Origin of the sequence: Bacteroides sp. GM023 (assembly GCF_014750685.1) — a bacterium.
Lineage (GTDB): Bacteria > Bacteroidota > Bacteroidia > Bacteroidales > Bacteroidaceae > Bacteroides.
The window spans coordinates 1-25,589 of sequence record NZ_JAAXGE010000021.1 but is presented as its reverse complement, the minus strand read 5'-3'; the positions used below and the strand labels follow the sequence as shown (position 1 = coordinate 25,589).

Genomic DNA, 25,589 nt, shown 5'->3' with positions numbered 1-25,589 from the left:
TTTACTTCCTTATACCTTCAACAGCCACAATACAAGTCACAGTCAGGATGGTGCAAAGTAACACCCGCAGCAGCAACAGCCAAATGCTGGAAAACGAGAAGAACTCAATGGAGAGTAGTGCCAAGCTATGCACAAAAACACTTGCAGTAGTATATTTCAGGAAAGGAGTGATTCCCATCGTCTTGAAAGAAGGAATGAAGCTGTCCAGGTTGTCACGGGGAGTAAACAGTCGCAGCAGGGAAGGGCGAAGGAAAGCGAGCAGCACGGTGGCAGCCGCATTCATCCCCGGAGTATCGGCAAATACGTCGATAGTGAGTCCGAAAAAGAAAGCCCACAGCATCAGTTCATTCCGCGAAGTGCCGGAATTGAACTTCAGTATAAAGTAAATATAGAGAAAAGGAGTAGCGTATCCTGCTATATGCACGTTATTCAGGATAAGCACCTGAAGAAGTACCAGCCCGATAAACCATCCGATTCTATGTATATAGGTGATAATCATTCTTTTGCTACCTTGTTTTCAAGTTTCTTCTGTTCCTCCTGACCGTTGCGGGCTACTACACGTACATCGCTGAGTTTACCGAAATCGGTAGCCAGCTTTATCTTCAACAGGTAGGACAGTCCGTCGTTGGAGTCGGACATATCATCTACCGTACCTACCATAATGCCTTCCGGGAATACGGTTGAGAAACCACTGGTCACTACGGTATCTCCCAAATTAAATTCCGCGTGACGGGGCAGGTCTTTCAGATAAGCATAGCGTGAATCTCCGTGCTCCCATTTCAGATAGCCGAAGTAATCACTGCCTATAATCTTACAACTTATATTGGACTTGCTGTTCAATACGGAAATCACGACCGAATAGGAAGGAGACGTCTCGTACACGATACCTACAATTCCATTGCCGTCTACCACTCCCATCTCGGGACGGATGCCGGAAGAAGAACCTTTATCAAGGGTAATGTAGTTATCGGGCAGTGTCAGACTGTTCTTTATCACGTGTGCCTTGAACAACTGGTAATCATTCTGCGGCATCTGACGGATACTGTTGACAGTCACCGAATCGACCTGACGTTCTTTCAAGGCTTTCTCCAGGTTCGTGATTTGCTGTTCGAGCAGCATATTACGATCCAGCAGGTTTTCATTGACAGATTTCAGATGAAAATAAGAGGTTATTCCTCCCGAAACTTCATAAACCGCCCCCACAACCGTATTGGCAGAAGTAAAATAAGTACTCTGCTGATAGCGGTTGAACCGAAATAACAAAACAAAACTGGCTACCTCTAATATGATAAAGAGGAACCAGTAATTGTATTTCAGAAGGAAGTTTATTAAATTCCTCATCCCTGATTTATCTCATTAAGAAGGAGAAACGGTCTACATTCTTTAATGCAACTCCTGTACCTTTGGCAACAGCGTGCAAAGGATCTTCCGCAATGTGGAAAGGAATATTGATCTTGTCAGTCAGTCTCTTGTCCAGTCCACGGAGCAATGCGCCACCACCGGATAGGTAGATACCATTGTGCACAATGTCAGCGTAAAGTTCGGGCGGAGTACATTCCAACGCACTCAATATAGCTGTTTCAATCTTCGAGATTGATTTCTCCAGACAGTGAGCTACTTCCTGATAGCATACGGGTACTTCCATCGGAAGAGCTGTGATACGGTTCGGACCGTGAACAATATAATCTTCAGGAGAGCCTTCGCCCAGTTCGGTCAAGGCAGCACCTACGTTTATCTTGATACGTTCCGCCATACGCTCGCTGACTTTCACATTATGCTGACGGCTCATGTATTCGCGAATATCTTCGGTCAGGTCGTCACCAGCAACACGGATGGAGTTGTTGGAAACGATACCTCCGAGGGAGATAACGGCAATTTCCGTAGAACCACCACCTATATCGACGATCATGTTTCCTTCCGGTGCTTCTACGTCGATACCGATACCGATTGCCGCAGCCATCGGTTCGAAAATCAAGTAGACGTCACGTCCGCCGGCATGCTCGGCTGAGTCACGAACAGCACGGAGTTCGACTTCCGTACTTCCCGAAGGAACGCCAATCACCATGCGGAGAGAGGGCGAAAATAAGTGGTTACGGGTGTTTACCCGTTTAATCAATCCGCGCATCATCTGCTCGCAAGCATAGAAGTCGGCAATCACACCGTCTCTCAACGGACGGATAGTGCGTATGTTTTCGTGGGTCTTTTCATGCATCAACTTCGCCTTTTCCCCAACGGCAATCATCTTATCCGTACGACGATCCAAGGCTACAACCGAAGGCTCATCCACCACGATTTTTCCATTCGTGATAATGATGGTATTGGCTGTGCCCAAGTCCATCGCGATTTCTTGTGTAAAAGAAAACAATCCCATTCTTTTATTTACTATTTGACAATTTACTATTTACTATTTGATACATACTTATTACTATCTGACAATCAAATCCATATTGCCGAACGGCTGAATAGTAAATTGTAAATTGTCAAATAGTAAATCGCTTTAGTGTTTAAAATGACGGATACCGGTAGTCACCATCGCCATACCGTGCTCATTGCAGTAAGCAAAAGATAAGTCGTCTTTTACCGAACCTCCCGGTTGGATAACAGCCGTAACACCTTCCTTATCCGCAATTTCCACACAATCGGGGAACGGGAAGAAGGCATCTGAAGCCATCACTGCACCATTCAGGTCGAAACCGAATGATTTAGCTTTTTCAATTGCTTGTTTCAATGCGTCTACACGTGAAGTCTGTCCTACACCGCTTGCGAGAAGTTGCTTGCCTTTTGCCAACACGATGGCATTGGACTTGCTGTTCTTCACGATTTTGTTGGCAAACAACATGTCTTCTACTTCTTCGGGAGTAGGAGCTTTGTCTGTCACGGTTTTCAGGTCGGCTACCGTTTCAATATTAGTATCTTTATCCTGCACCAATACGCCGTTCAGCAGGGCGCGGAATTGCTTCTTCGGCAATTTGGCTTCCTTACGTACGAGGATGATGCGGTTCTTTTTTTGTCCCAGGATTTCGAGTGCATCCACGTCATAATCCGGTGCGATAATCACTTCGAAGAAAATCTTGTTGATTTCTTCGGCTGCTTCCTTGTCAATCACGCCATTGGTAATCAGCACGCCGCCGAAAGCAGAAACAGGGTCACCTGCCAATGCGTCATTCCATGCATCCAGTACGGTAGAGCGTGAAGCCAGACCGCAAGCATTGTTGTGCTTCAGGATAGCGAATGTGAGGTCGTCGAATTCGTCGATTAAGTCAACGGCTGCGTTGATGTCGAGAAGGTTATTGTAAGAGATTTCTTTTCCGTGAATCTGGTCGAACATAGCTTCCAGGTTTCCATAGAAATAACCTTTCTGATGCGGGTTTTCACCGTAGCGGAGTTGCTTTTGGTTGTTCACCGAGCAACGGAAAGCAGAGCCTTCGCCGGCATCGAAATAGTTGAAGATAGCTGAATCATAGTGAGAAGAAACGGCAAATGCTTCTTTTGCCATCCAACGGCGTTCTTCGAGTGAAGAAGTAGCGCCATGCTCCATCAACATATCCAGCAATGGTTTGTATTGTGCCTGTGAAGCTACGATGATAACATCATTGTAGTTCTTGGCTGCGGCACGAATCAATGAGATTCCGCCTATATCGATTTTTTCAATAATGTCTGCTTCGGACGCGCCGGAAGCTACGGTAGCTTCAAACGGATACAAGTCTACAATTACCAAATCTATTTCAGGGATTTCGTACTTCTCAATCTGTTGCATATCCTGCTCCAGTCCACGACGACAAAGGATACCTCCGAAGATTTTCGGATGTAATGTCTTTACCCGACCACCGAGGATAGAAGGATAAGTGGTCAAATCTTCCACCGCCTTACAAGGATATCCCAATGATTCAATAAACTGACGAGTTCCGCCTGTTGACAGAAACTCTACTCCTTCTTCATGAAGTTTGGTAATAATTTCTTCCAAACCTTCTTTGTGGTATACAGATACCAATGCAGTTTTTATTCTTTTAGATTCTGACATTGAATTGCCTATTAAGTATTTGATGCGCAAAGTTACGAAATATTGTTCATCGTACGTAATAAATAAGGTGTGAATTAATAAAAAAAAGCGTTGACTCTTCTATATGAAAAATCAACGCTTCTTCGCAAAGTATGTTTCTATTCAAAAACTATTACCAAATAGACACGCGTTTGTCTTTAGGAACGAACATCGGGTCTTGCTCGGTAATGTTGAATGCTTCGTACCATGTTCCGATTTGAGGCAGCGCACCGTCTACACGCCATTTGCCCAATGAGTGAGGGTCGAGTTTGGTCAATCGGAGAATTTCTTCCGGACGGATATTTCCTGCCCATACATTAGCGTAAGCAAGGAAGAAACGTTGTTCGGGAGTAAATCCGTCTACTGTTTCGAGCGGTGCATTCGCTGTCGCGTTCTTGAAAGCCTGGTAGGAAACTTGCAGACCACCATGGTCGGCAATGTTCTCACCGAGAGTCAGTTCACCGTTTCCGTGTACACCCGGGGCAACTTCGATACTGTCAAAGAAGTTCACCATTACCTGGGCACGTTCTTCGAACTTTTTAGCATCTTCTTCTGTCCACCAGTCTTTCAGGTTTCCGTCTTTGTCATATTGACGTCCCTGGTCGTCGAATCCGTGGGTCATTTCATGTCCGATAACGACTCCGATAGCACCGTAGTTCATGGCGTCGTCGGCATTCATATCGAAGAATGGCGGTTGCAGGATGGCTGCGGGGAAGCAGATTTCGTTGGTAGTCGGGTTATAGTATGCGTTGACTGTCTGCGGTGTCATCAGCCATTCGTCCTTGTCGACGGGCTTGCCGGCTTTGGCAATCATTTCATTGTAATCCCATTGGTTGGCACGCTCAATGTTTGCCCAGTAAGAATCGTTTTTAATCTCCAATGCGGAGTAGTCTTTCCATTTGTCCGGGTAGCCGATTTTTACATGGAAGGTAGCCAGTTTTTCCAGAGCTTTCTCTTTGGTCGGTTCGCTCATCCATTCAAGCCCTTTGATGCGTTCGCCCAAGGAGGTTTGCAGGTTCTTCACCAGTGTGACCATACGTTCTTTGGCAGCAGCGGGGAAGTATTTTTCTACGTACATCTGTCCTACTACTTCGCCGAGTACACCGTCTACTGTGCTTACAGAACGCTTCCAACGAGGTTGCATTTCTTTCTTGCCGGACATTGTTCTGCTATAAAAGTCGAAGTTCTGAGCTTCGAAGTCGTCGCTCAGGTAAGAAGCGGCAGCGTCTATCAATCCCCATTGCAGATATAGTTTCTGGTCGTCGAGAGATACGGTATTAATGACATCGGCAACTTCTTTCATGGCAGCCGGCTGACCTACATTCACTTCTTTAAGGTCTTTCAAACCGGAGATAGTGAAGTATGTATCCCAGTCGAAAGTCGGGAAGTTCTTTTTCAGCGTTTCCATGTCCATCTTGTTGTAGTTGGCATGAGGGTCACGCAATTCTACCTGTGAACGGGCTGCTTTGGCCAGGCGAGTTTCGATGTTCATTACAGCTTTTACCGCTTTTTGTGCGGTAGCTTCATCGTAGCCTGCCAACTGGAACATCTTGGCGATGTGTTCCTGATATTTGTTGCGGATATTGGTAGTCTGTTCGTCATCTTCCAGGTAATAGTCACGTTGTCCCATTCCGATACCGCCCTGGTAGGTCTGTACCATATTCATGGAGCTGTTCATATCATCGGCGCTTACGAACATGGTGAAGTAAGGACGGATGCCTTTCTTCTGGCTTTCGGCGATGTATGCGTAGATGTCTTTCTTATCTTTAAGCGCGTCGATGGCTGCCAGTTCGGCTTTAATCGGAGCTACACCCTCCTGGTTCAGTTTCACGCTGTCCATTGCGATGTTGTAAAGGTCACCCACTTTTTGAGCGGCGCTGCCCGGAGCGTTGTCTGTCTTTGAAGCCAGTTCGGCAATCAAGGCTTTCAGTTGTTCACGGCTGTTTTCACGCAACATGTCGAATGTTCCGAAACGGGAGTACTCGTCTGTCAGCGGGTGGTCTTTCACCCAACCGCCACAAGCGTATTGATAAAAACTTGTACCCGGCATAGCCGTGGTATCCAGATTAGCAAGGTCGATACCGGACGTCAGTACGGCCTCTTTCTTACTGTTACATCCTGTTGTCATAAGGCATACGGCAAGAATTGGTAAATACTTGGTTACTTTCATATTCAATATAATAATTATAGAATTATCATGCTATTTGGTGTCAAAGTTACAGGTTCGTTATATATAACGTTTGACACCCGTTGTTTTGTTCTAGCTTTTCACTTCTTCCAGTTCCATCGAAACGCGCTCCCACTCTTCGACGATGGTATCCAACTGCTGTTTCAGTTTCTGATGCTGTTCATACAGTTTCATGTCCGAAGCTCCTTCGGGGGTTGCCATTCTCACTTCGATGATGGCGATGGCCGATTCGGTTTCTTCTATCGAGGTTTCACAATCTGCTACCTGTCGTTCGAGTTTCTTCACTTTCTTATTCAGTTCTTTCTGGGCTTCATAAGAGAGTCTGTTTTCCGAAGGTTGTGCCGCTTCCTGTTCATTGTTTCCTTTGGCAGTTGCCGTGGGAGAAGTCGATAAGCCTACGCCTTTCTGAAGTTCATTCAGGCTGTCTATCTTTTTCTTTTGCAGGAATTCATAGATGCCGCTGAGGTGCTCTTTCACTACTCCACCACCGAACTCATATACTTTAGTCGCAAGTCCGTCCAAAAAATCACGGTCGTGGCTGACAAGAATAACTGTTCCGTCAAATTCGCGGATGGCATCTTTCAATACATCTTTTGAACGCATATCCAAGTGGTTGGTCGGTTCGTCGAGAATCAGGAAGTTGACGGGTTCGAGAAGTAGTTTAATCATTGCCAGTCGGGTACGTTCACCGCCGGAGAGGACTTTTACCTTTTTGTCCGAGGCTTCTCCGCCGAACATGAAGGCACCGAGTATATCCCGTATCTTCAAGCGGATGTCTCCTGTGGCTACGCGGTCGATGGTGTCGAATACCGTCAGGTTTTCATCCAGCATCTGGGCTTGGTTCTGTGCGAAATAGCCGATTTGGACATTGTGACCGATGGTCAGTTTTCCGTCGAAGTCTATTTCGTCCATGATACATTTTACCAGCGTGGATTTACCTTCGCCGTTCTTACCGACGAATGCGACTTTTTCGCCCCGGTTGATGGTGAGGTTCACGTCATGGAAAACGACGTGGTCACCATAGGCTTTGCGCACGTCTTCGCAGATAACAGGATAGTTTCCGCTACGGCTGGCGGGCGGGAATTTCAGGCGCAGCGAGGAGTTGTCTTCATCGTCTACTTCGATGCGGTCTATCTTTTCCAGTTGCTTGATACGGCTTTGTACCTGTACGGCTTTGGTGGCTTTGTAGCGGAAGCGTTCGATGAAGTCTTCCGTATCCTGTATCTGTTTCTGCTGGTTCTCGTAGGCACGGAGTTGTTGTTCGCGGCGTTCCTTGCGCAGGACTACAAATTCATCGTATTTCACTTTGTAGTCATAAATCTGTCCGCAGGTGATTTCAATGGTTCGGGTAGTTACGTTGTTCAGGAAGGCACGGTCGTGGCTGACTAGTACGACTGCATTGGCACGGGTTGCCAGGAAGTTTTCCAGCCATTGGATACTTTCAATATCGAGGTGGTTGGTCGGCTCATCGAGCAAGAGGACATCCGGACGACGCAACAGCAGTTTCGCGAGTTCGATGCGCATACGCCATCCGCCGGAAAATTCCGAGGTGGGACGTTCAAAGTCTTCCCGGCTGAAACCGAGTCCGAGAAGTGTGCGTTCAATTTCCGCCTGGTAGTTTGTGCCACCCATCATCAGGTAGCGGTCGTTCTCGTGGGTGAAGCGGTCTATCAACTGGTGATATTCTTCCGAATCATAGTCTGTCCGCTCGGCAAGTTCCTGATTCATCCGTTCCAACTTCGCCTGAAGTTCAAAAATATGTTCGAATGCCAGTTCCGCCTCTCCCATCACCGTCCGGTTGTCGGAGAGAATCATGACCTGTGGCAAATATCCGATGGTAACATCTTTCGGAGTAGCTACGACTCCATGTGTCGGCGACTGTAAGCCCGCCAATATTTTAAGCATGGTGGATTTACCCGCACCATTCTTGCCGACCAGCGCAATGCGGTCTTTCTTATTAATGACATAACTGACGTCCGAAAAAAGCGGCGTCGCATTAAATTCTACTGATAATCCTTCTACTGAAATCACTTCTGTCTCTGATTTATAAGATTTTGGACTGCAAAGATAACGCATCCGAATGAAATTAGCTGCTTCCGAGGATATAAATTACTATTAATCCGCAGGATAATACAACGTTTTTCTCTATCTTTGTTACCAGCAATCAATTAAGAAAAGGAAAATAAGTTATGGAATTCAATGTAAAAGATAAAGTGGAATACATCATTGCTTTGGTGAACGAATTTGCCCGTACTCATAAGTTAAGTGACAGCCAGGCCTACCGTTATCTAGAACGATTTAAAGGAATCGATTTCATTGATCAAAATTACGGTATAGCACATACTCAGTCTTTTAAAGACGTAGTTGAGGATATAACCAATTTCTGCCACCGTCAGGGAGGGGCTATCGCATGAAACTATATCATGGTTCAACAATCAATATCGAGCAAATAGATTTATCCAAATCCAAACCCAATAAAGACTTTGGCAAAGGATTCTATCTCTCAGCAGAAGAAGAACAGGCACGAGAAATGGCTGTATACAAAGCATTACAACTGGATTTAGAACCTATAATTAATGTTTATGAATTTGACGAGCGGATGTTTGAAGGATCAGTCGAGTTGAAGGTGAAACAATTCAGTACGTATGATGAAGAGTGGGCGGAATTTATCTTCGCCAATCGGAATAACACCTCAACACAGCCTATACATGATTACGATATTGTGGTTGGTCCGATAGCTAATGACCGTGTAGGCGTACAGATACGTCATTATATGGAACGAAACATTGACCTGTCTACTTTTATCGAACGTCTGAAGTATATGAAAGGAATTACTTTCCAATATTTTTTCGGAACAGAACGTGCCATCAAATTGTTGAAAAAAGTATGAAAGAAGCAGAGTACCTGATAGAATGCATGACCAAAGATTTGGTCTTATTACTTATAGAGCGTAGAGGAATGGACATGAAAACCGCTCTCCATACACTTTACACCTCTGATACCTATGATAAACTGACAGATACCCGTACCGGTTTATATTATCAAAGCCCCGGCTATGTCTACGATTTTCTTGAAAAAGAGATAACGACTGGACGAATGGCATAATTCAATTGAATACAAACAGTAATACTATCGAGCTAAAGTTGAAAGAACATCCGCTTAACTTTCACAAGCGTTGCCATATGGAATAAAATGTTCTATTTTTAATATCCGAATCAAAAGCAATCGATACAGTTTCAACCAAATAGAAATAACAAAGCACACAAAACTGGAAAAATATACAGTTTACCTATCCATTTTCGTATATAAACAACCGAAATATGCACAATAACAAAGCATATCAGAGATCGTTCCTCACCGAGGAAGGCATCATTCCTCGGTGAGGAACGAACCGTTGGTCGGTGAGGAAACTCCTATTCCCTTAAAAGGAACAAGTAGAAAGCCTATTTCGCATCCGCATTCACTCTACTTGCAGTCTTTTTGCGCACAATCCCATTCTACCATTTTGCAACAAAAAAGAGCTATTTCATTACATTTCACTCTATCGTCACATCAAATTGTCGATTATAAAAAAACGAATAAGACACATTCATTTAACTTATGCTTTTTCAGAATTAAATTCCTGTCATATTTTGATTTCATCTTATAGAGAGGTTGTATATTCCGCATTATGAGTACATAGAATATGCATTTTTTTCAGAATAGACTTTTTTTCATTCTTCTATCTGCCACTCACTAATGGCTCGTGTAGTAAAAATGTAAAATAACCGAATGGCAAGAACACAAAAAAGGCGTAGATAATGCTGATGCACTATCTACGCCTTTTTTCAATATTTTCTTAATTAGAACAACTTAGCAGGATATTCGCCGGCATCTACCAATGCCTGAATCTTGTCTACTACGCTCTGGCGGTCTTCCGGATAAGTAACACCGAACCATTTGCTGGTAGTATCAAGAACTTCTACTGTTGCAGTTCCGTCATTAATCAATTTATCCACCATCAACGGGATGAAGAATTCGCTCTTCAGGTTTTCCATGTTCTTCGAGTCACTCAGGAAAGTTTTGAAGAACTCTTCGCTATATGCGAAGTAGTCGGGAGTGAAGCCCCAGAAGTTCATACTTACCGGAGTAGTGTCGGGAGTAGCAGTCCATTCGCCGTTGTCGTCGATATATTTCACTTCGCCGTCAAGACGCTGAATCTTAGTACGTTCAACAACAGAAGTCAACAGGTTGTCGGCATTAGTACCGCAGATACCACGGGATACTGTACCGCTTTCACTCAATGTGTTGCCGATACGGAAACCTACCATCGAATAAACGTTCTTTGAACCTTCAGGAAGAGCAGACAGATATTTGCCCATCACCTGGAAAGAGTCGCGGCCGTAGAAGTCATCACAGTTGATTACTGCAAACGGTTCTTTAATCACATCGGCACCCATCATTACTGCATGGTTAGTACCCCAAGGTTTGGTACGGTCTGCCGGGCAAGTGAAGCCTTCGGGGAGGTCGTCAATAGACTGGAATACCAGTTCGCAAGGAATGTGGCCTTCGTATTTGGAAATAATTTTATCACGGAAATCTTGTTCAAAATCTTTGCGGATTACAAATACAAGCTTACCAAATCCGGCATTGATGGCATCATAGATGGAGTAATCCATAATAGTTTCGCCATTAGGACCCAGACCGTCCAATTGTTTCAAGCCTCCATAGCGGCTGCCCATACCGGCTGCCAATAAGAATAAAGTTGGTTTCATAAATTGTGTAATATTAAAAGGTTAGTGATGTCAACGGCATCAGATTTCGTTGCAAAATTACAAAAATATATGAATCCAACAGGACAATTATCAATCATTATTCACTAAAATCGTACAAAAATCATTCATTAGAACGGATAACCGATAGCAAAATGTATTCCCAGATTCTTAAAGAAGGCTCCGGTGACATTGTAATACCCGCTTCGGTCTGTGCTGTAAGGCATATGTAAAGGAATACCGAAGTCGAGACGGAACACGAGAATATCCATGTCATAACGGAAACCGATACCTGTGCCCAAAGCAATCTGTTTCGGGAAAGTTTTCAGACGAAGCTGAGAATTGGGGCGAGCCTCATCCTTGCGCATCAGCCAAACGTTTCCCGCATCGAGGAAGGTGGCTCCCCAAATGCTCTTGAAGATGCGGAAACGATATTCCACATTCGCTTCGAAGCGGAAGGTTCCTGTCTGGTCAAGATAGGAATAACGGCTTTCTTCAGGATGGTAACCACCCGGTCCGATGCTACGTACCGTGAAGGCACGGATACTGTTGGCACCACCAACGTAGAATTGTTCGCTATACGGGGCTATGGTGGAATTTCCATAAGAAAAGAGAGCACCCAGTGCTACGCGGGAAGCAATCTTATTGTTCTTGTCCATATTCCACAAATGACGGAATTCGGTGTTGAATTTCATAAATTGGGAGAACGGTGCACCCAGGAGTTTTTTCCCTTCTTCATCATACGGGCGGCCGAAAGCACGGTAAATGGTGGATGTCAAGTTTCCGGCAGAGGTAACGGTGGATTGCCACCAGATAGGGTTCTTTACCCGGCGTGCCGAAGCGTTGTCATAGGTGTATGTGTATTCCATGGCCGGGATGAACTGATTGTCCAAGCTGACATATAACGCAGGATTGGCTTCGGCTATTTCCTGGAATTCTTTCGTTCGGTGTTGTAAGACATTAAACGTCAGTTTGAAAGGCGTAATGCTATGACGGCTGGTGCGGGTCGGTTGGAAATCATAGGTTGCGTTTCCACCGAATGACAATAGTTTGTAATACTTGGCACGATTCAGCTGGTCGACGTATAGACGGAATGTAGTGGTAGCCGGGAAGTCAAATTCCATTTTACCCAGACGGGGGAAAACGACTCTTGGGAAGGTGAGAGATGTGGAAAGTCCCATTTCCCAACTGTTCATTAACGAGCTTTTATTTCCGCCACCGGTTTGCCATTCATAAGAACCTTTCAGTTTTACGTTCCAGCTTTCTCCACCACCGAATACGTTGTTACGGGTGACTCCGAATGAGGCACCGGGACCGGTTTGGTCGTTACTTTTGGTTACTACATTAAATTCCAGTTCGGCATCCAGCGGTTTGGCGAAAGTGGCCTGCATCGTGATGTCTAATGTATCGCAGACGGCTGTCGTATCCCTGGGAGCATATTGTATGTCCATATAGCTAAATATTCCCAGTTGACTAAGTTTTTCCTGTACCTGCTCCTGGCGGTACTGGCTGTAAAGGCGGGTACGGTTGGAAGCACGCATCTGAGCATTACGCACAAATTGCTGATAATTCAGCCAACGATAGAGCATGTTGGGGCGAACTTGTAATTTATTGTAATAGTGGATACTCAGGTTCTTGTAGAGCATACTGTCATTCGGGGTTTCACCGTTCTTTCCAAACAGATAGACAGATGCGTCACCTACATAATAGGGACGTTGCGCAGCAGCGGGCAATCCAGGAACAGGAATCAGACGCAGGCTGATATGTCCGCCGGGGATTAAGGTTGTATCCGCTTGGTAGGTCATATAGTCGGGACGGAAATAAAAGTATCCGCGATTTCGTAGCAGTGTACTGATACGGGTACGTTCTTCGTCCAGGTCAACCACACTGAACTGTTCGCCGGGACTGATATAGGACATCCGGCGTCCACGCTCCATAATCCGTAAGGTTTGGGGGGTGAAACGCTGATAATAAACCGTATCAATGAAGTAGGGATTCTTCATATCTACCGTATAGACGATACTTGCTTTCAGGCTGTCTTTCTTGTCGACCAGCGTTTGGTAAGTCACTTTTCCGTTGAAATAGCCATAGTCACGCAACAGGTTGGTTGTTACTTTGATGCGGACATCCGGATTGACAGTAGAGATAAAGACAGGCGGATTGGCGGCAAAACGGTTGAACATCCACTTGCCGAAGCCTTTTTTATATTTCACAAAGTCATTGTACATCCACATTTTGAAAGGGATGTGCAGAAAGCCGCCCAACATTCTCGTACTGGGAGTTTTGTCAAGGGCTGCGTCAATTTCAGTCAAAGCCGTCACGCCTACCGGTGTGGTCGATTTATTCTCTACAACAGTTTTGCTACCGGTATAGAGCACTTCTCCTTCGGGCAGGTGTTTCGTCACCGAACAGCCGGAAAACAGGATGATACTAATCAGACTTATTGCTACTATGTTACTATATATACTTTTCATGCTTATTTCTTTTTCTTAAAGATAAACAGTTCGCTGAGCTTATCCAGTTTCTTGCGAAGTACCAGACCGACTCCGGTTTCCGTAATCTCGCCTTCGAGCACACTCTCGTAGTTCTTGTCATAGAACAGACGTACGTAGCGTGTTCCTGTCCTATCCAAACGATATTCCAAAGAGATATTATCGATAAAGGATTCGGCATCGTTCGCTGCATTCTCGCCTGTGGATACCTTACCGCCAATCACAATCTGGAAACGGTTGTTGAAAAGACGCTGCGAATAACGGAAACTATAATCCGTACGCTTGCCACCCGTATCCGAATTGTCATGGTCTTCGACACCGACAGAGAGACTTGCATTTTTCAGGTTACCCATCAATGAGTTAATCTGACTGCTCAATACGGAAGTCAAGGCGGAACCCATGTTCAGCTTGCCAAGTCCGCCGCCACCGCCGCCAATCGGTCCGGTGCCGAGGTAGGTTTTCATTACCATGATATATAGTGCTTGTTTACCGCGTTCTTCGGCACCCATAGCGGTCAGTTCGTTTTGTACGGTTGCGTCTTCGGGAGCTGACACATCGAATGCGAACGAGAGATTATCCAGGCGATTCTTGACTATAACGGAAACGTCGAAGTTGACCATGCGGCTTCCGCCGTTCTCGCCTTCGGATACGGATGCACGGATGCGGTCGGTCGCTTTGAAGTTCAGCATCGGGTCCATCGGATTTCCTGTCCAGTCCACATAGCTGCCGTTGTCAATAGCAAATTCTTTTGCCGCAATTACCGGCAGAGCGTATTTCATCAGACCGCCACTCAAGGTATAGCGTCCGGTCAGTGTCAGGTCACCTTGCGGGGTGTATTTCATGGAGAGGTCACCGCCTCCTTCCAATTCGATACGGTTGTCATTGCTTGCATCCAAATCGACTTTCACCCGGACGGACGGGTCTATATGTACCATCATTACCATATCCAGTCCGCCTAACGAGACGGTCGGCACTTCTTGGCGGACGACGGTCGTAGTATCACTGAATGAAGTGAAGGTCACAAGGCTTCCCAAGCGGTCTTGCACGGTCAATGGTGAGTCGGTCAAGACATACGAGACATCGGTATTGCCCAACAGGCTTACGTTTCCACGCATATTCAATCCGTCCAAAGGTCCTTTCACCGTTGCACGGAAATCGGCAAATACTTTACCGTAAACCAAGCTTTCACGGGTGCGTTTGGCATCCAGCAAGGTATAGTTCTGTGCCAGCATATTCAGGTTTGCCATCGGACGGCTCATATCACGGAAGTCTACATAGCCATCAATGGTAAACGGATTCTTCGATGTAGTGTAGATAGCGAATTTATCAAATAACAGCCGGTTATTTTTTATCTGCACAGGGCGGTTGTCAAACATGAAACGGGCACCATACTGACGGGAAAGGACGGCAACGCTATCCAGTATCAGTTCGCCGTTTATCAAAGGCTGTTCGGTGCTACCCGTGATGTTCAGATTACCATCCATATCGCCGGACAGGGTGACCATTTGGTCGGGAATAAATACATTGGCTACCCGGAGCGGGAAATGTTCCAGTGTCGTATTCACTTCCAGACTGTCTTTTCCCGTTCGGGTGGGAAGCAGTTTTCCATCCGCTACCAGTACTTCCACCTGGTCATGGTTCAGGTAAGCATTCAGATATTGTTTACCCGCTTCACCCGGTAGCCAGGTAGCACCCAATGCAACGTCACCGATACGTTGGCGTTCGTAGGTCAATTCATCAATAGACGCCTCGGCCGAGAGCTGCAAATCGTTTTCTGTCTGTATATAATGAGCTTCCAACGAGAACAATCCTGTTATTTCAGGGAAATAAGGTAATACGCTCGTTATCTCTTGCAGGCGGATTCTGCGTATTTCGACATCTATATTCTGCAAAGATACCGTGTCTCCTTGCACAGAATGGACTCGGAATCCCATTCCTTCCGCATCCCACATATCTACGTTGGCATATACACGCATATTCTTATGCAGGTATATCCAGTTGTGATTCTCATTGAAATGGAATTTTTGGAAGGCGACAATCGGATTTTCCGGAATCAGAGTGAAAGCTATTCCGTTCCCTTTGCCATGTCCTTCGAAAAGCGGACGGGCGTTGACACCTAATAATACGCCTGTTTCTCCTTTGCCGTTTTTATAGTCTACCAGTAATTCTGCGTCGCGGTCACGGATTTCTCCTGTCAGAGTGGTGGAGAAAGAGAATTGCGGGTTCTTCGGCCCGTTTATCACTCCGGCACGCAGCTTCATAAGCGTGGTATCCTGTTTGACGGTGAAGAAGACGGTATCGAGTTGCAAAGTATCCATTTTCAACGCATGGATGGAAGCCTTACCGTTGATTCCCCAATCGGGAGCCGTGCCGAATTTCATGGAAGCATCATGATAGGATATGTTCTTGGTAGCCAGGAAATAGGCTAGCGAGTTCTCTTTTCCTGCGGAGAAAGAGAGAATGGCTGTCGGCAATGCTTCTCGCAGTTCGGCGTGGTTCAAGGCTTTTTCTTCTATCTGCTTCATCAATACATCCATGAAATGGGTAGACTGACGAATCAAAGGGTTCACGCCGGAACGGGCACTCAGGTTGAGTTTCATATCGCCGGATATCAGATGCGCAAAGACACGGTTCTGACGGGCTTCGGCAGAAAGATTGAAAGCGAGCGGGCGCTTCATCGGTTCGGGCATCAGTCCCAGTTCGTGTAAATCGAGTTGGGTGACGTCAACTGTTACTTTTCCGTCGGGATAGCTGTGTGCCAGGTTGTATTCGGCATCTGTCGTCATTTTCAACAGGGCATTATCACTTGTCAGATTAGCTGTCACTAATGCACCTTTCAAAGCTCCTGTCAGATCGACATTGGAGAGATGGTATTGGGCATAATGAAGTTTATCTAACGACAAGTCCAGTTTGGCGTAAGAGTGATAAGACATAATATCCAAGCCGCGTCCATCGGCAGCTGCCGAAAGAGAGAGTTCGTAAATAGAGTCTTTCGGTAGGAAATTATGGAGTTGAAGGTTGTCTATTTTCAGGTCGGCTTTGTAGACTTCGGTAGCTGTGTTTAGCGCAGCGTTCACATCCATTGCTCCTTGCCCTTCTTTCAGGTGCAGTTTTGCTTTGTATTCAGGGCCTTTGATGTCAACCTGGGCAACCATGTTCATGCTGTCGGGGATGACAATCGTTCCATTGGGAGCTTCACCGGACAAGGCAGTCAGGAAGTTCAGGTTTTGAGTAGTCATCTTCAGCCCGATGGTTCCCGAACGGGTGATGCTGTCAGCCAGGTTCTCGAGGATACCGCCGCCTTCTAAGGTGAATGCACCCGGGAGGTCAACTGTGAATCGGGAAATCTGCATTTCTTTCAGATTGCCGTCCGTACCGGCGCGGATAACGAGGGGGCGGAAAGGATAGGCTTCTTTGAAACTATCCGGCAGTCCTCCGGTGAATAACATTACATCTTCTTTGCCGATATAGGCATTGAGATTGGCAGACAGGCGTCCGGTAGTCGGGATGTTGACAAGCTCCCAATAGGTATGGGCGGATAAATCTATTTCGGAATGGGGAGTTTGCAGTTTCAAGCCGGGAATACTTATGATTGAATCGTTGGAGTATGCCCTACCTGTCAATGAGGTGACGCTTAGGCCGGAACGTTCATTCATGGTAAATTCACGAATGACGGCATTCATATCCCTGCCTTTATATAATAAGGAATCAAGACCGATGCGGACATCACGAACGGCAATATGGGAAGCGTCGAAACCATCGACGGGCTTGGCGGCTCCGGTGTCGTAGCTGGCGGAAGTACCTGATAGCAGAAACTTCTTCAGCCCATAGAACTGATTTTTCAAGTCGGCCTGGGCATCGTCAATAGCTGCTTCGCCGATATGGGCTGCCATCCGCATGGAGTCAGCAGGAAGCTGCATGCTGAATGACACGTTTTTCAGTTTCAGTTGATGAAGGTCTACTTTCCAGTTTATGGGGGCGGAAGCTGTAGTATCTTTCGGAGTAGTCGTGGTGTCGTTCATCAGCAGTTGCACGTGGGTGTCGGAGAGTTCCGCCTGGTTGATGACTGCTATTTCATTGGATAGGTCAACGCCGTGGCTTTGCAGGAAGAAGTGTCCTAAAACTCCTTGTATCTGCATTCCTTCTATCATATTGACAGAGTTGACGGCTACCCGGTTCAAGGTCACTTCGTCTACTTCGACTTTTCCTTTAATGAGCGGCCATGCCTGCACGCGTACATTCAGGCTTTCCAAAGATAAGAGTGTGTCCGGCTGCTGAATAACTTCCACACCACGTACCAACAAATTAAGCGGAAAACGAAGGTCAATTCGTTCCACTTGAATTTGCATTCCGGTTGCTTTTGAAGCATAAGCAGTTACCTCCCGACGCAAAAGATTCTGTACGGGCGGAATGTAAAGCAATACCATTAGTATTACAAAGAGTATTATAGGAGTAAGCAGTATCCAGCTTACCCATCGTATCCATTTTCGTTTCATGTAAAAATGTGCCAGTGTAAATAAGGTGACACAAAGTAAACAATTTATTTTGAGAAAAGGTTTGGATAACGGCAAGAAAGATATAATGACTGGCTAAGGAGTAGAATATTTCTGCCTAATCGACGTTTCTCATCGACATCAAATAGCTTTCCGCTTCGCTGATTATCATACAAACAGTTAACAATGTAGTCGATGTCGTATCGCCTATCTCGCTCGTGAAAGATTCTCCACGACAGGATTCCAGGTATTTCAAAGGGGCTATGGCTTCGGATGCACCTATCAATGTGAGAAGGGGAAGCAACTTATGTGCCATGGCGGCTATTCCGTCCGTTTCTTTGTCGGCCAGGGCTTGTTGCATTCGTTCGACATTCTTTTTGGTTTCTTCTACGAAGGTCTGAATGATAGAGTAGGCCGCTTCGGAATCATCTTCGGAATAGGCGGTAAGTGCGGAGAAATTTATTCCGGTGTTTCCCATGTCTTCTGTGATATGGGCCTCATCGGCCGAAAGCTGCCCTTCGTTGACGGTCAGCAGTAGTTCTTTCACGGTAAATGGTTTATGCAGGCATCCGGCAAAGCCATGTTCGTGCAGGGCAGCTTTATCCATTTCGCTACGGGCGGTCACGGCAATCACAGGGATGGTCTTTGCTTGCGGAATATTGGAAGCACGCAGCAGTTTCACTAAATCGAAGCCGTTAATGGCCGGCATTTGTATGTCTGTCAGTAGTACGTCGAATACTGAGGTTCGGAGTTGCTCTATCAGTTCTTCGAGTTGCTCGCAGCATACCGCATCAATGCCGTGTTGTTTCAACATCGCGGCTGTTAGGCTAAGCTGAATTTTATCATCGTCAATCAAGAGAACGCGGATTACTTTCATTGGAGGAACGACAATCGTCCCTTCGCTCCTTTCCGTAGTTTCGCTTTCGGACGATGATTTTTCGGACGATGGATTACTTTCCATGATGGATTCTCCAACCGGATAAAGCGGCAAGACGACGGTGAAGCAACTCCCCTCACCTAATGTGCTTTCTACGCTGATTTTTCCTTCGAGCAAAGTAACCAGTTTTTTCACGATGGACAAGCCTAGTCCGAAACCTTCTTCTCCTTGTGCGCCGGAAAGTCGTGTAAATTCCTGGAAAATGCGCTCACGGTCTTCTGTTGCCATCCCTTTTCCAGTGTCTGCGATGGCGATTGTCAGTTTAGAGGAGTCATAAGTGGCTGTGAGTGTGATTTCGCCTTTCTGGGTGAATTTTACGGCGTTGGATACAAGGTTGTTCACGATTTGCCGGAGTCGCAGAGGGTCGCTGATATATCTTCCGTTTAATTCCGGAGCTACATGACATTGCAAGGTCAGTCCTTTGGCAGCGGTCAACGGTTCGAAGCTGACATAGATTTCATCAAACAGTTGGGAGGGGTTAAAGGCGACACGGTTCACTTCCGCTTTATTGAGGTCGAGCCGATGAAAATCGAGCAGATCACTGACCAACTTCAACAGGTGTTCCGAAGAACTTTTCATATTGTCGAGATAGAAGCGTTGGCGTTCGTCCTCGGTTAGCCGGGACAGAAGTTCGGTATATCCCATGATGGAGCCTAACGGCGCCTTAAAGTCATGGGTGATGGCAAGCATCAGTTTCTCACGGGCAATAAGCAAGTCTTCTGCTCGCTTGTTAGCTATTTCTAGTTCACGGCGATAGCGGTTGCTACGGGATATATCCCGCATAATCAATATCAGGAAAAAGGCGGACAGCAATACGGCGCCAATGGCAATGCCGGCGATGATACGTGCCGAGCGCATTCGCACTTCCTGTTGGAGTTCGGCATCCTGACGGGCACGTAAGGTCATTTCTTCCTCGTATTGTTTTATCAGGGTATCCATCCGGGCGGTCAACTGGGTGTTCATCCGTTGATACTTCTTGCTGGTGCGGCGGATTGTTTTCCTGCGTTGCAGTCGTTTTTCTTCCGTTGCCATGCGGATTTTCTGTTGCAGGGAGTCTTTCGAGGAAGTTGGTTCGAGTATGGTATCCGTGGCTACTTCCAGCGATGTGTTGACTAATACGGCACTGTCCTGTTTGGAAGGGACAAATACTTCTGAGAGCCGCTTGAAAAAACCTTTCTTTTTAGGGGTGGTTATCAAAGAATCACGTTTGGTAATGACACGATGTTGCACCCGTTGTTGAACGATGATGGAGTCTTGTTCGGATATGATTTCTTCGATTTCCGAAGCGGAGAGAAGGCTGTCGTTTGCTTCGCTCAATACTCGCAACATCTGAATTGTATTCTGGTCTTTCTCATGGAGAAGCGCCAGGAGGCTGTCCGTCCGCAGGTTCTGTTGGTCGTCTGCCGCCGACAAGGTTTCCATCTCCCGATGTACAAACACCAAAGAGAAAAGAAGAAATGCCAGCAATAAGGTGTAACCGGCGGTGATTTTCAACTTTGTGAAACGGAAGGAAGCCATTGGGGTGAAGTATTAAGTTTTAAGTATTAGGTTCGGCGAGCGGGTTCCGGGAGTTTCGTCATGTGGTGGAACCGCCACCAAAGCATTAATCCTGCACTTGTCAGTCCAAAAGGGAACGCCATCCAAACACCTACTACTCCCCATCCCATTACAAAACCGCAGAAGTAACCTACGGGAAGGGAGATGATAAAATAGGCGATAAAGGCGATGACCATCATTAGTTTTACATCTGAAATTCCACGCAAAGCGTTGGCAAAAGTAATCTGCAATCCGTCGCCAAACTGATAGACGAGGAAAGGAAATATAAGGGAGGTAACCATAGCGGCTACTTCCGGGCTGTCGGTAAACCAACTTCCCAGGTGATTCCTGCAAAGAAAAACGATAAAAGAAAGTACAACACCCAATGTCATCATCAGGTGAAAACCGGCATAGGCGGAACGGCGTACATTGATTATATCATTCTGACCTTTGAAGTTGCTGACACGAACAGCTACGGCAGCACCCATCCCGTAATACATCATAAAGGTGAATTGGGAAATTGCCAGCATGACCTGGTGGGAAGCCAAAGCAATCGTGCCCAGCCAGCCAATCATGATGGCGCTCAGGCTGAAAGAGGCTGTCTCCATTCCCATTTGGAAAGCAACCGGCCATCCGAGTCCGTTCAAACGACCGAAGATGGCACGCGACCATCCCAATCGGAGAAAGCCCTCTTTATAACGTTCGAAGCGCGGACTGCGTATAAAGATGAATATAAACACGATGACCATCACGATACGTGAAAACAGGGTACTGATACCTGCTCCCAACAAGCCCATTTCGGGAAATCCGAGTTTTCCATAAATCAGGATATAGTTGCCGACAATGTTCAGGACGTTTCCGCCCAGCAGTATCCACATGGCGGTTTTGGTATCCGTGATTCCGTCTGTAAATTGCTTGAACCCATTAAAGAGCATGACAAATACGATAGAAGCAAGCAGAACCAGATAGTAAGGCTTAATCAGGGGAATCAATTCGTCCGGTTGTCCGAGATGTTCTATGTTCAGGAAAAGGACGGTCATACAGATAGTCAGCAGAAGCGCGACCATCAGATTTGCCAGCAGGCTGTTGCGTAAGGCTTGTCCGGCAGGGGCATATTGATGGGTACCGTACAGACCACCAACTATGGGCGTCAATCCATACGAGAATCCGGTACTGAAAATGATAGCCAGATTGAATACATTATTCACGAAAGATGCTGCACCCAGTTCTATTGTGCTGTGATGCCCAATCATAAGTGTATCGGCAAATCCGAGTACAATAACGCCTATCTGTCCGATGACAATAGGTAATCCAAGATAAATTAGTGCTTTGTAATGGTCTCTGTATATATCAAATAGTCTCTTCATTGTCTTTGTTTTATAAACAGGAATTTTCAGGCACGGATTACGCGAATTTCTCGTTTTTTAGAAATATGGTTGCATAAAACAACAGCGTAATCCGTGTAATCCGTGCCTGATTTAAAATCCTTATTTACTTTTATAATAGAGTACAACTCCGTTCTCTTTCCGGAAAGCCGATCGGGCTACGGCCTGCAACTGTGCGGCAGTGACGGAGTGATAACGGTCTACTTCTTTTTCCATGTCTTCGGCCTGTCCTAATAACTCGAACCAGGCAAGGTTGGTTGCTACATTCAGATAATTGATGTTACCGAATATTTGGGTAGACTCAAATTTATTTTTTACTTTTTCCAGTTCCTGTTCGCTGACAAGTTCCTGTTGCAGGCAATCCAATTCTTCACGGACGGCGGCTTCCGCCTGTTCCAAAGTTACGCCTGCGGATGGTTTTCCGGCAATATGAAATAATCCCGCGTCTACGCTGCCGGAGATATAAGCGTCGATGCTCGAAAACAGTTGTTTCTCTTGTATGAGACGCTGGCTCAAACGGCTGGAACGTCCGTTGCTCAAGATATCCGATAGTATGTCAAAAGCATAATAATCCGGATGGCGATGGTCACACATATGGTAACTCATGAATAAGGCGTCGAGGGGAACATTCCGTTCTACCGTCAACCGACGTTCTTCTGTTTGTTCCGGTTCCTGCGGAAGGTTCCGTTGGGGAACTTCCCGGCGGGGAATAGGTCCGAACCATTTTTCTGTCAGCGCTACCGCTTCTTCGAAAGTGATATTACCGGTCACGGACAGAATCGCATTGTTCGGAGCATAAAAGCGGAAGAAGAATGCTTTTACTTCTTCCAGTGTCGCGTTGGCAATGTGCGACAGGTCTTTACCAATGGTAGGCCATTGATAGGGATGCGCCTGATAAGCCAGGGGACGGAGAAGATGTCCCACGTCTCCATAAGGCTGATTCAGACAGCGTTGCTTGAATTCTTCCATTACCACTCCTCGCTGTACTTCCAGGCTCCGTTCGCTGAAATCAAGGCTCAACATACGGTCGGATTCCAGCCAAAAGCCGGTTTCCACGTTCTGACGAGGTACAGTGAGGTAGTAATTGGTGATATCATTGTTCGTCCAGGCATTATTCTCGCCACTTGCCAGTTGAAGCGGCATATCATAATCGGGGATGTTGACCGAACCACCGAACATCAAGTGTTCAAACAGATGGGCAAAGCCGGTATGTTCGGGATGTTCGTCACGAGCTCCCACATTATATAATATATTAAGAGCCACCATCTGCGTACTTTCGTCCTGCGAATGTACCAGACGCAACCCATTGTCAAGAATGTGCCTGTTGATTTTCATATCATTTAGTCAAGTATTGTCGCTTTTATTATCTTCACATCTTCTTCGGGACGGTCGCTACGGTCTGTCTTGACCTTCTGGATTTTATCTACGATGTCCATACCTTCCACTACTTCGCCGAATACGGTATATTCACCGTCCAAATGCGGAGTGCCGCCTACGGTAGTATATGCTTCAATCTGTTCGGGGGTGAAGTGGAATTCCGGTTCTTTCGCCGCTACTTCCTGTGCTTCAGCAAACAGTTTTTCCTGTAAGTCGTAAAGTCCGTTTTCGTCGTTCTCCTTACGCATCTTATAGATTTCTTTCATATGCTTCTGTGCCAATGAGTTGAAAATAACGTTGATTTTATTTTCATTCATACTACTTTCCATACTGAGCAATGTGGAATCATTGTAGACTTTACCTGTCACGATATAGAACTGGCAACCGGAAGACTCTTTCTTCGGGTTCACATTATCTCCCTGACGGGCTGCCGACAAAGCGCCTTTCTTATGGAAATATTTCGGATATACGAATTCTGCCGGAATGGTATAACCCACATCACCCGAACCCAGCATTTTTCCTTTCGGGGCATTCTTTGAATCCGGGTCGCCTGCCTGAATCATAAAATCCTTGATGACACGATGGAACAATGTTCCTTCATATACTCCGTCTTTCACCAGTTTGATAAAATTATCACGATGCTTTGGTGTCTCATTGTACAACTTCACTTTGATGTCTCCGGCAGTTGTTTCAATCTTTACCAATGTCTCTTTATCCATGTCTCCTCCTTTTTTTGTTCCGGTTTTGCAGGAAGTAAGTCCGCAAAACGATATAGTTAATAATATCAATACAATCTTTTTCATAACGCTTTTATTTAATTTAAGTTTGCAAATATACCACTTTCACCTAAATCATCTTACCTTTGTGACTTAAAAGAATCAAAACCTGACATGATGAAAGCCATATTAATAGTTGAAGATGATATAACTTTTGGAATGATGCTCAAAACCTGGTTAGGAAAAAAGGGATTTGAAGTGTCTTCTGAGAGTAATATTGCACGTGCCCGGAAGCATATCGAGAGTCAAACTGTTGACTTGGTATTATCTGATTTACGGTTGCCCGACTATGAAGGCATCGATTTGTTGAAATGGATGAATGAACGGGGAATGGATATTCCTCTGATTATCATGACGGGGTATGCGGATATTCAGTCTGCCGTACTGGCTATGAAGCTCGGAGCACGGGATTATATTGCCAAGCCTGTGAATCCTGAAGAGTTACTGAAGAAAATATCTGAGGCTTTGCAGACGGAAGGTAGTCCGGCGGTTACTCACTCTACGCCCAGAAGTTCTGCCAATTCTAAAAAAAGTACTTCTAATTTATCTCAAGAGACTCACCGCTCGTATCTGGAAGGGGAAAGTGATGCTGCCAAGCAACTTTACAATTATGTAGGTTTGGTGGCCCCTACTAATATGTCCGTACTTATCAATGGTTCCAGCGGAACGGGAAAGGAATATGTGGCGCATCGTATCCATCAACTTAGCAAGCGAAACGATAAACCGTTTATTGCCGTAGATTGTGGCTCGATACCCAAGGAGCTGGCAGCTTCCGAATTCTTCGGTCATGTAAAAGGTTCTTTTACCGGTGCACTGACGGACAAAACCGGAGCTTTTGTCGCAGCGAACGGTGGTACTATCTTTTTGGATGAAATCGGAAATCTTAGCTATGAGGTGCAGATTCAACTACTTCGTGCATTGCAAGAAAGGAAGATACGCCCGGTAGGTTCTACGCAGGAAATATCCGTAGATATTCGCTTGGTATCCGCTACCAACGAGAATTTGGAACAAGCTATCGAAAAGGGAGCATTCCGCGAAGACCTTTATCACCGTATCAATGAATTTACATTGCGAATGCCTGACTTAAAAGAACGGAAAGAGGATATTTTGCTCTTTGCCAATTTCTTTCTCGACCAGGCGAATAAGGAACTGGATAAACATCTGATTGGTTTTGACACAAAGGCTTCACAGGCTTTACTAAGTTATCATTGGCCGGGAAATTTACGGCAGATGAAGAATATCGTCAAAAGAGCGACTTTATTAGCGCAGGGCAGTTTCATTACTTTATTGGAATTGGGCACTGAACTGTTGGAAACTCCTGCATCGGGCATGACAAGTATGGCGCTTCGCAATGAAGAGACTGAAAAAGAACATATTTTGGAAGCATTACGCCAAACCGGGAATAATAAGAGTAAGGCTGCGCAATTATTGGATATTGACCGGAAGACTTTATATAATAAGTTGAAATTATATAATATTGATTTATAACAAATTACATTGGCGTATTTTCTCAAGTATTCTCATGCCTATGAGAAAATATTCTCACTATAATGAGGGTGTCCGAAAAGGGTACCCTCCCTTTTTTATGTAAAAGTCCGAACTTTCCCAAGCTCGG

General features: G+C 45.7%; 17 protein-coding genes. 4 read left to right on the top strand and 13 right to left on the bottom strand.

Annotated features, from left to right (window positions below; genetic code table 11):
* Position 1: 1 nt before the first annotated feature.
* From mreD to HC965_RS25345, 6 genes are all read right to left on the bottom strand, one after another.
* A complete protein-coding gene (mreD, locus tag HC965_RS25370) occupies positions 2-499 on the bottom strand; it encodes a rod shape-determining protein MreD (RefSeq protein WP_167961888.1) in 498 nt (165 codons plus the stop codon).
* The gene (mreC, locus tag HC965_RS25365; RefSeq protein ID WP_191034075.1) at positions 496-1,341 is read right to left on the bottom strand and encodes a rod shape-determining protein MreC; all 846 of its coding nucleotides are present in this window, start codon (positions 1,339-1,341) and stop codon (positions 496-498) included. The genes mreD and mreC overlap by 4 nt, the downstream gene beginning before the upstream one ends.
* Before the next feature lie 7 nt (positions 1,342-1,348).
* A complete protein-coding gene (locus HC965_RS25360; protein WP_167961884.1) occupies positions 1,349-2,371 on the bottom strand; it encodes a rod shape-determining protein in 1,023 nt (340 codons plus the stop codon).
* A gap of 126 nt (positions 2,372-2,497) precedes the next feature.
* On the bottom strand, positions 2,498-4,021 hold the full coding sequence (purH, locus tag HC965_RS25355; RefSeq protein WP_191034074.1) for a bifunctional phosphoribosylaminoimidazolecarboxamide formyltransferase/IMP cyclohydrolase: 1,524 nt from the start codon (positions 4,019-4,021) through the stop codon (positions 2,498-2,500).
* 151 nt (positions 4,022-4,172) lie between these two features.
* Positions 4,173-6,209, bottom strand: coding sequence for a M13 family metallopeptidase (locus tag HC965_RS25350; RefSeq protein WP_191034073.1), 2,037 nt, complete (start codon positions 6,207-6,209; stop codon positions 4,173-4,175).
* 90 nt (positions 6,210-6,299) lie between these two features.
* On the bottom strand, positions 6,300-8,258 hold the full coding sequence (locus HC965_RS25345) for an ABC-F family ATP-binding cassette domain-containing protein (protein WP_191034072.1): 1,959 nt from the start codon (positions 8,256-8,258) through the stop codon (positions 6,300-6,302).
* 158 nt (positions 8,259-8,416) lie between these two features.
* Between HC965_RS25345 and HC965_RS25340 the strand changes: the two genes are divergently transcribed.
* Genes HC965_RS25340 through HC965_RS25330 form a run of 3 tightly spaced genes read left to right on the top strand, consistent with a single transcriptional unit; the run spans position 8,417 to position 9,332 of the window.
* Entirely contained in the window at positions 8,417-8,641 is a 225-nt protein-coding gene (locus tag HC965_RS25340; protein ID WP_191034071.1) for a DUF3791 domain-containing protein, read from the top strand.
* A complete protein-coding gene (locus HC965_RS25335) occupies positions 8,638-9,117 on the top strand; it encodes a DUF3990 domain-containing protein (RefSeq protein WP_191034070.1) in 480 nt (159 codons plus the stop codon). The genes HC965_RS25340 and HC965_RS25335 overlap by 4 nt, the downstream gene beginning before the upstream one ends.
* Positions 9,114-9,332: a hypothetical protein gene (locus HC965_RS25330; protein ID WP_191034069.1), complete on the top strand. Its 219-nt coding sequence runs from the start codon at positions 9,114-9,116 to the stop codon at positions 9,330-9,332. Before HC965_RS25335 ends, HC965_RS25330 begins: the two co-directional genes overlap by 4 nt.
* Before the next feature lie 737 nt (positions 9,333-10,069).
* On the opposite strand, the gene HC965_RS25325 is transcribed toward HC965_RS25330, so the two are convergent.
* From HC965_RS25325 to HC965_RS25295, 7 genes are all read right to left on the bottom strand, one after another.
* Positions 10,070-10,981, bottom strand: coding sequence for a nucleotidyltransferase (locus HC965_RS25325; protein WP_191034068.1), 912 nt, complete (start codon positions 10,979-10,981; stop codon positions 10,070-10,072).
* A gap of 128 nt (positions 10,982-11,109) precedes the next feature.
* A complete protein-coding gene (locus HC965_RS25320) occupies positions 11,110-13,452 on the bottom strand; it encodes a BamA/TamA family outer membrane protein (protein ID WP_191034067.1) in 2,343 nt (780 codons plus the stop codon).
* 2 nt (positions 13,453-13,454) lie between these two features.
* Positions 13,455-17,966, bottom strand: coding sequence for a translocation/assembly module TamB domain-containing protein (locus HC965_RS25315; RefSeq protein ID WP_191034066.1), 4,512 nt, complete (start codon positions 17,964-17,966; stop codon positions 13,455-13,457).
* 115 nt (positions 17,967-18,081) lie between these two features.
* A complete protein-coding gene (locus HC965_RS25310) occupies positions 18,082-20,418 on the bottom strand; it encodes an ATP-binding protein (RefSeq protein WP_191034065.1) in 2,337 nt (778 codons plus the stop codon).
* A gap of 26 nt (positions 20,419-20,444) precedes the next feature.
* Positions 20,445-21,803, bottom strand: a complete 1,359-nt coding sequence (locus tag HC965_RS25305) for an MATE family efflux transporter (RefSeq protein WP_191034064.1) — start codon at positions 21,801-21,803, stop codon at positions 20,445-20,447.
* Between the two features lie 120 nt (positions 21,804-21,923).
* Positions 21,924-23,156 (bottom strand): pitrilysin family protein, encoded by a 1,233-nt coding sequence (locus HC965_RS25300; protein WP_191034063.1) that lies wholly within the window; start codon positions 23,154-23,156, stop codon positions 21,924-21,926.
* 5 nt (positions 23,157-23,161) lie between these two features.
* Complete coding sequence (locus HC965_RS25295; protein ID WP_191034062.1) at positions 23,162-24,001, bottom strand: peptidylprolyl isomerase; 840 nt, start codon at positions 23,999-24,001, stop codon at positions 23,162-23,164.
* A gap of 87 nt (positions 24,002-24,088) precedes the next feature.
* On the opposite strand from HC965_RS25295, the gene HC965_RS25290 reads away from it, so the two are divergent.
* On the top strand, positions 24,089-25,462 hold the full coding sequence (locus tag HC965_RS25290) for a sigma-54 dependent transcriptional regulator (RefSeq protein ID WP_191034061.1): 1,374 nt from the start codon (positions 24,089-24,091) through the stop codon (positions 25,460-25,462).
* Positions 25,463-25,589: the final 127 nt, after the last annotated feature.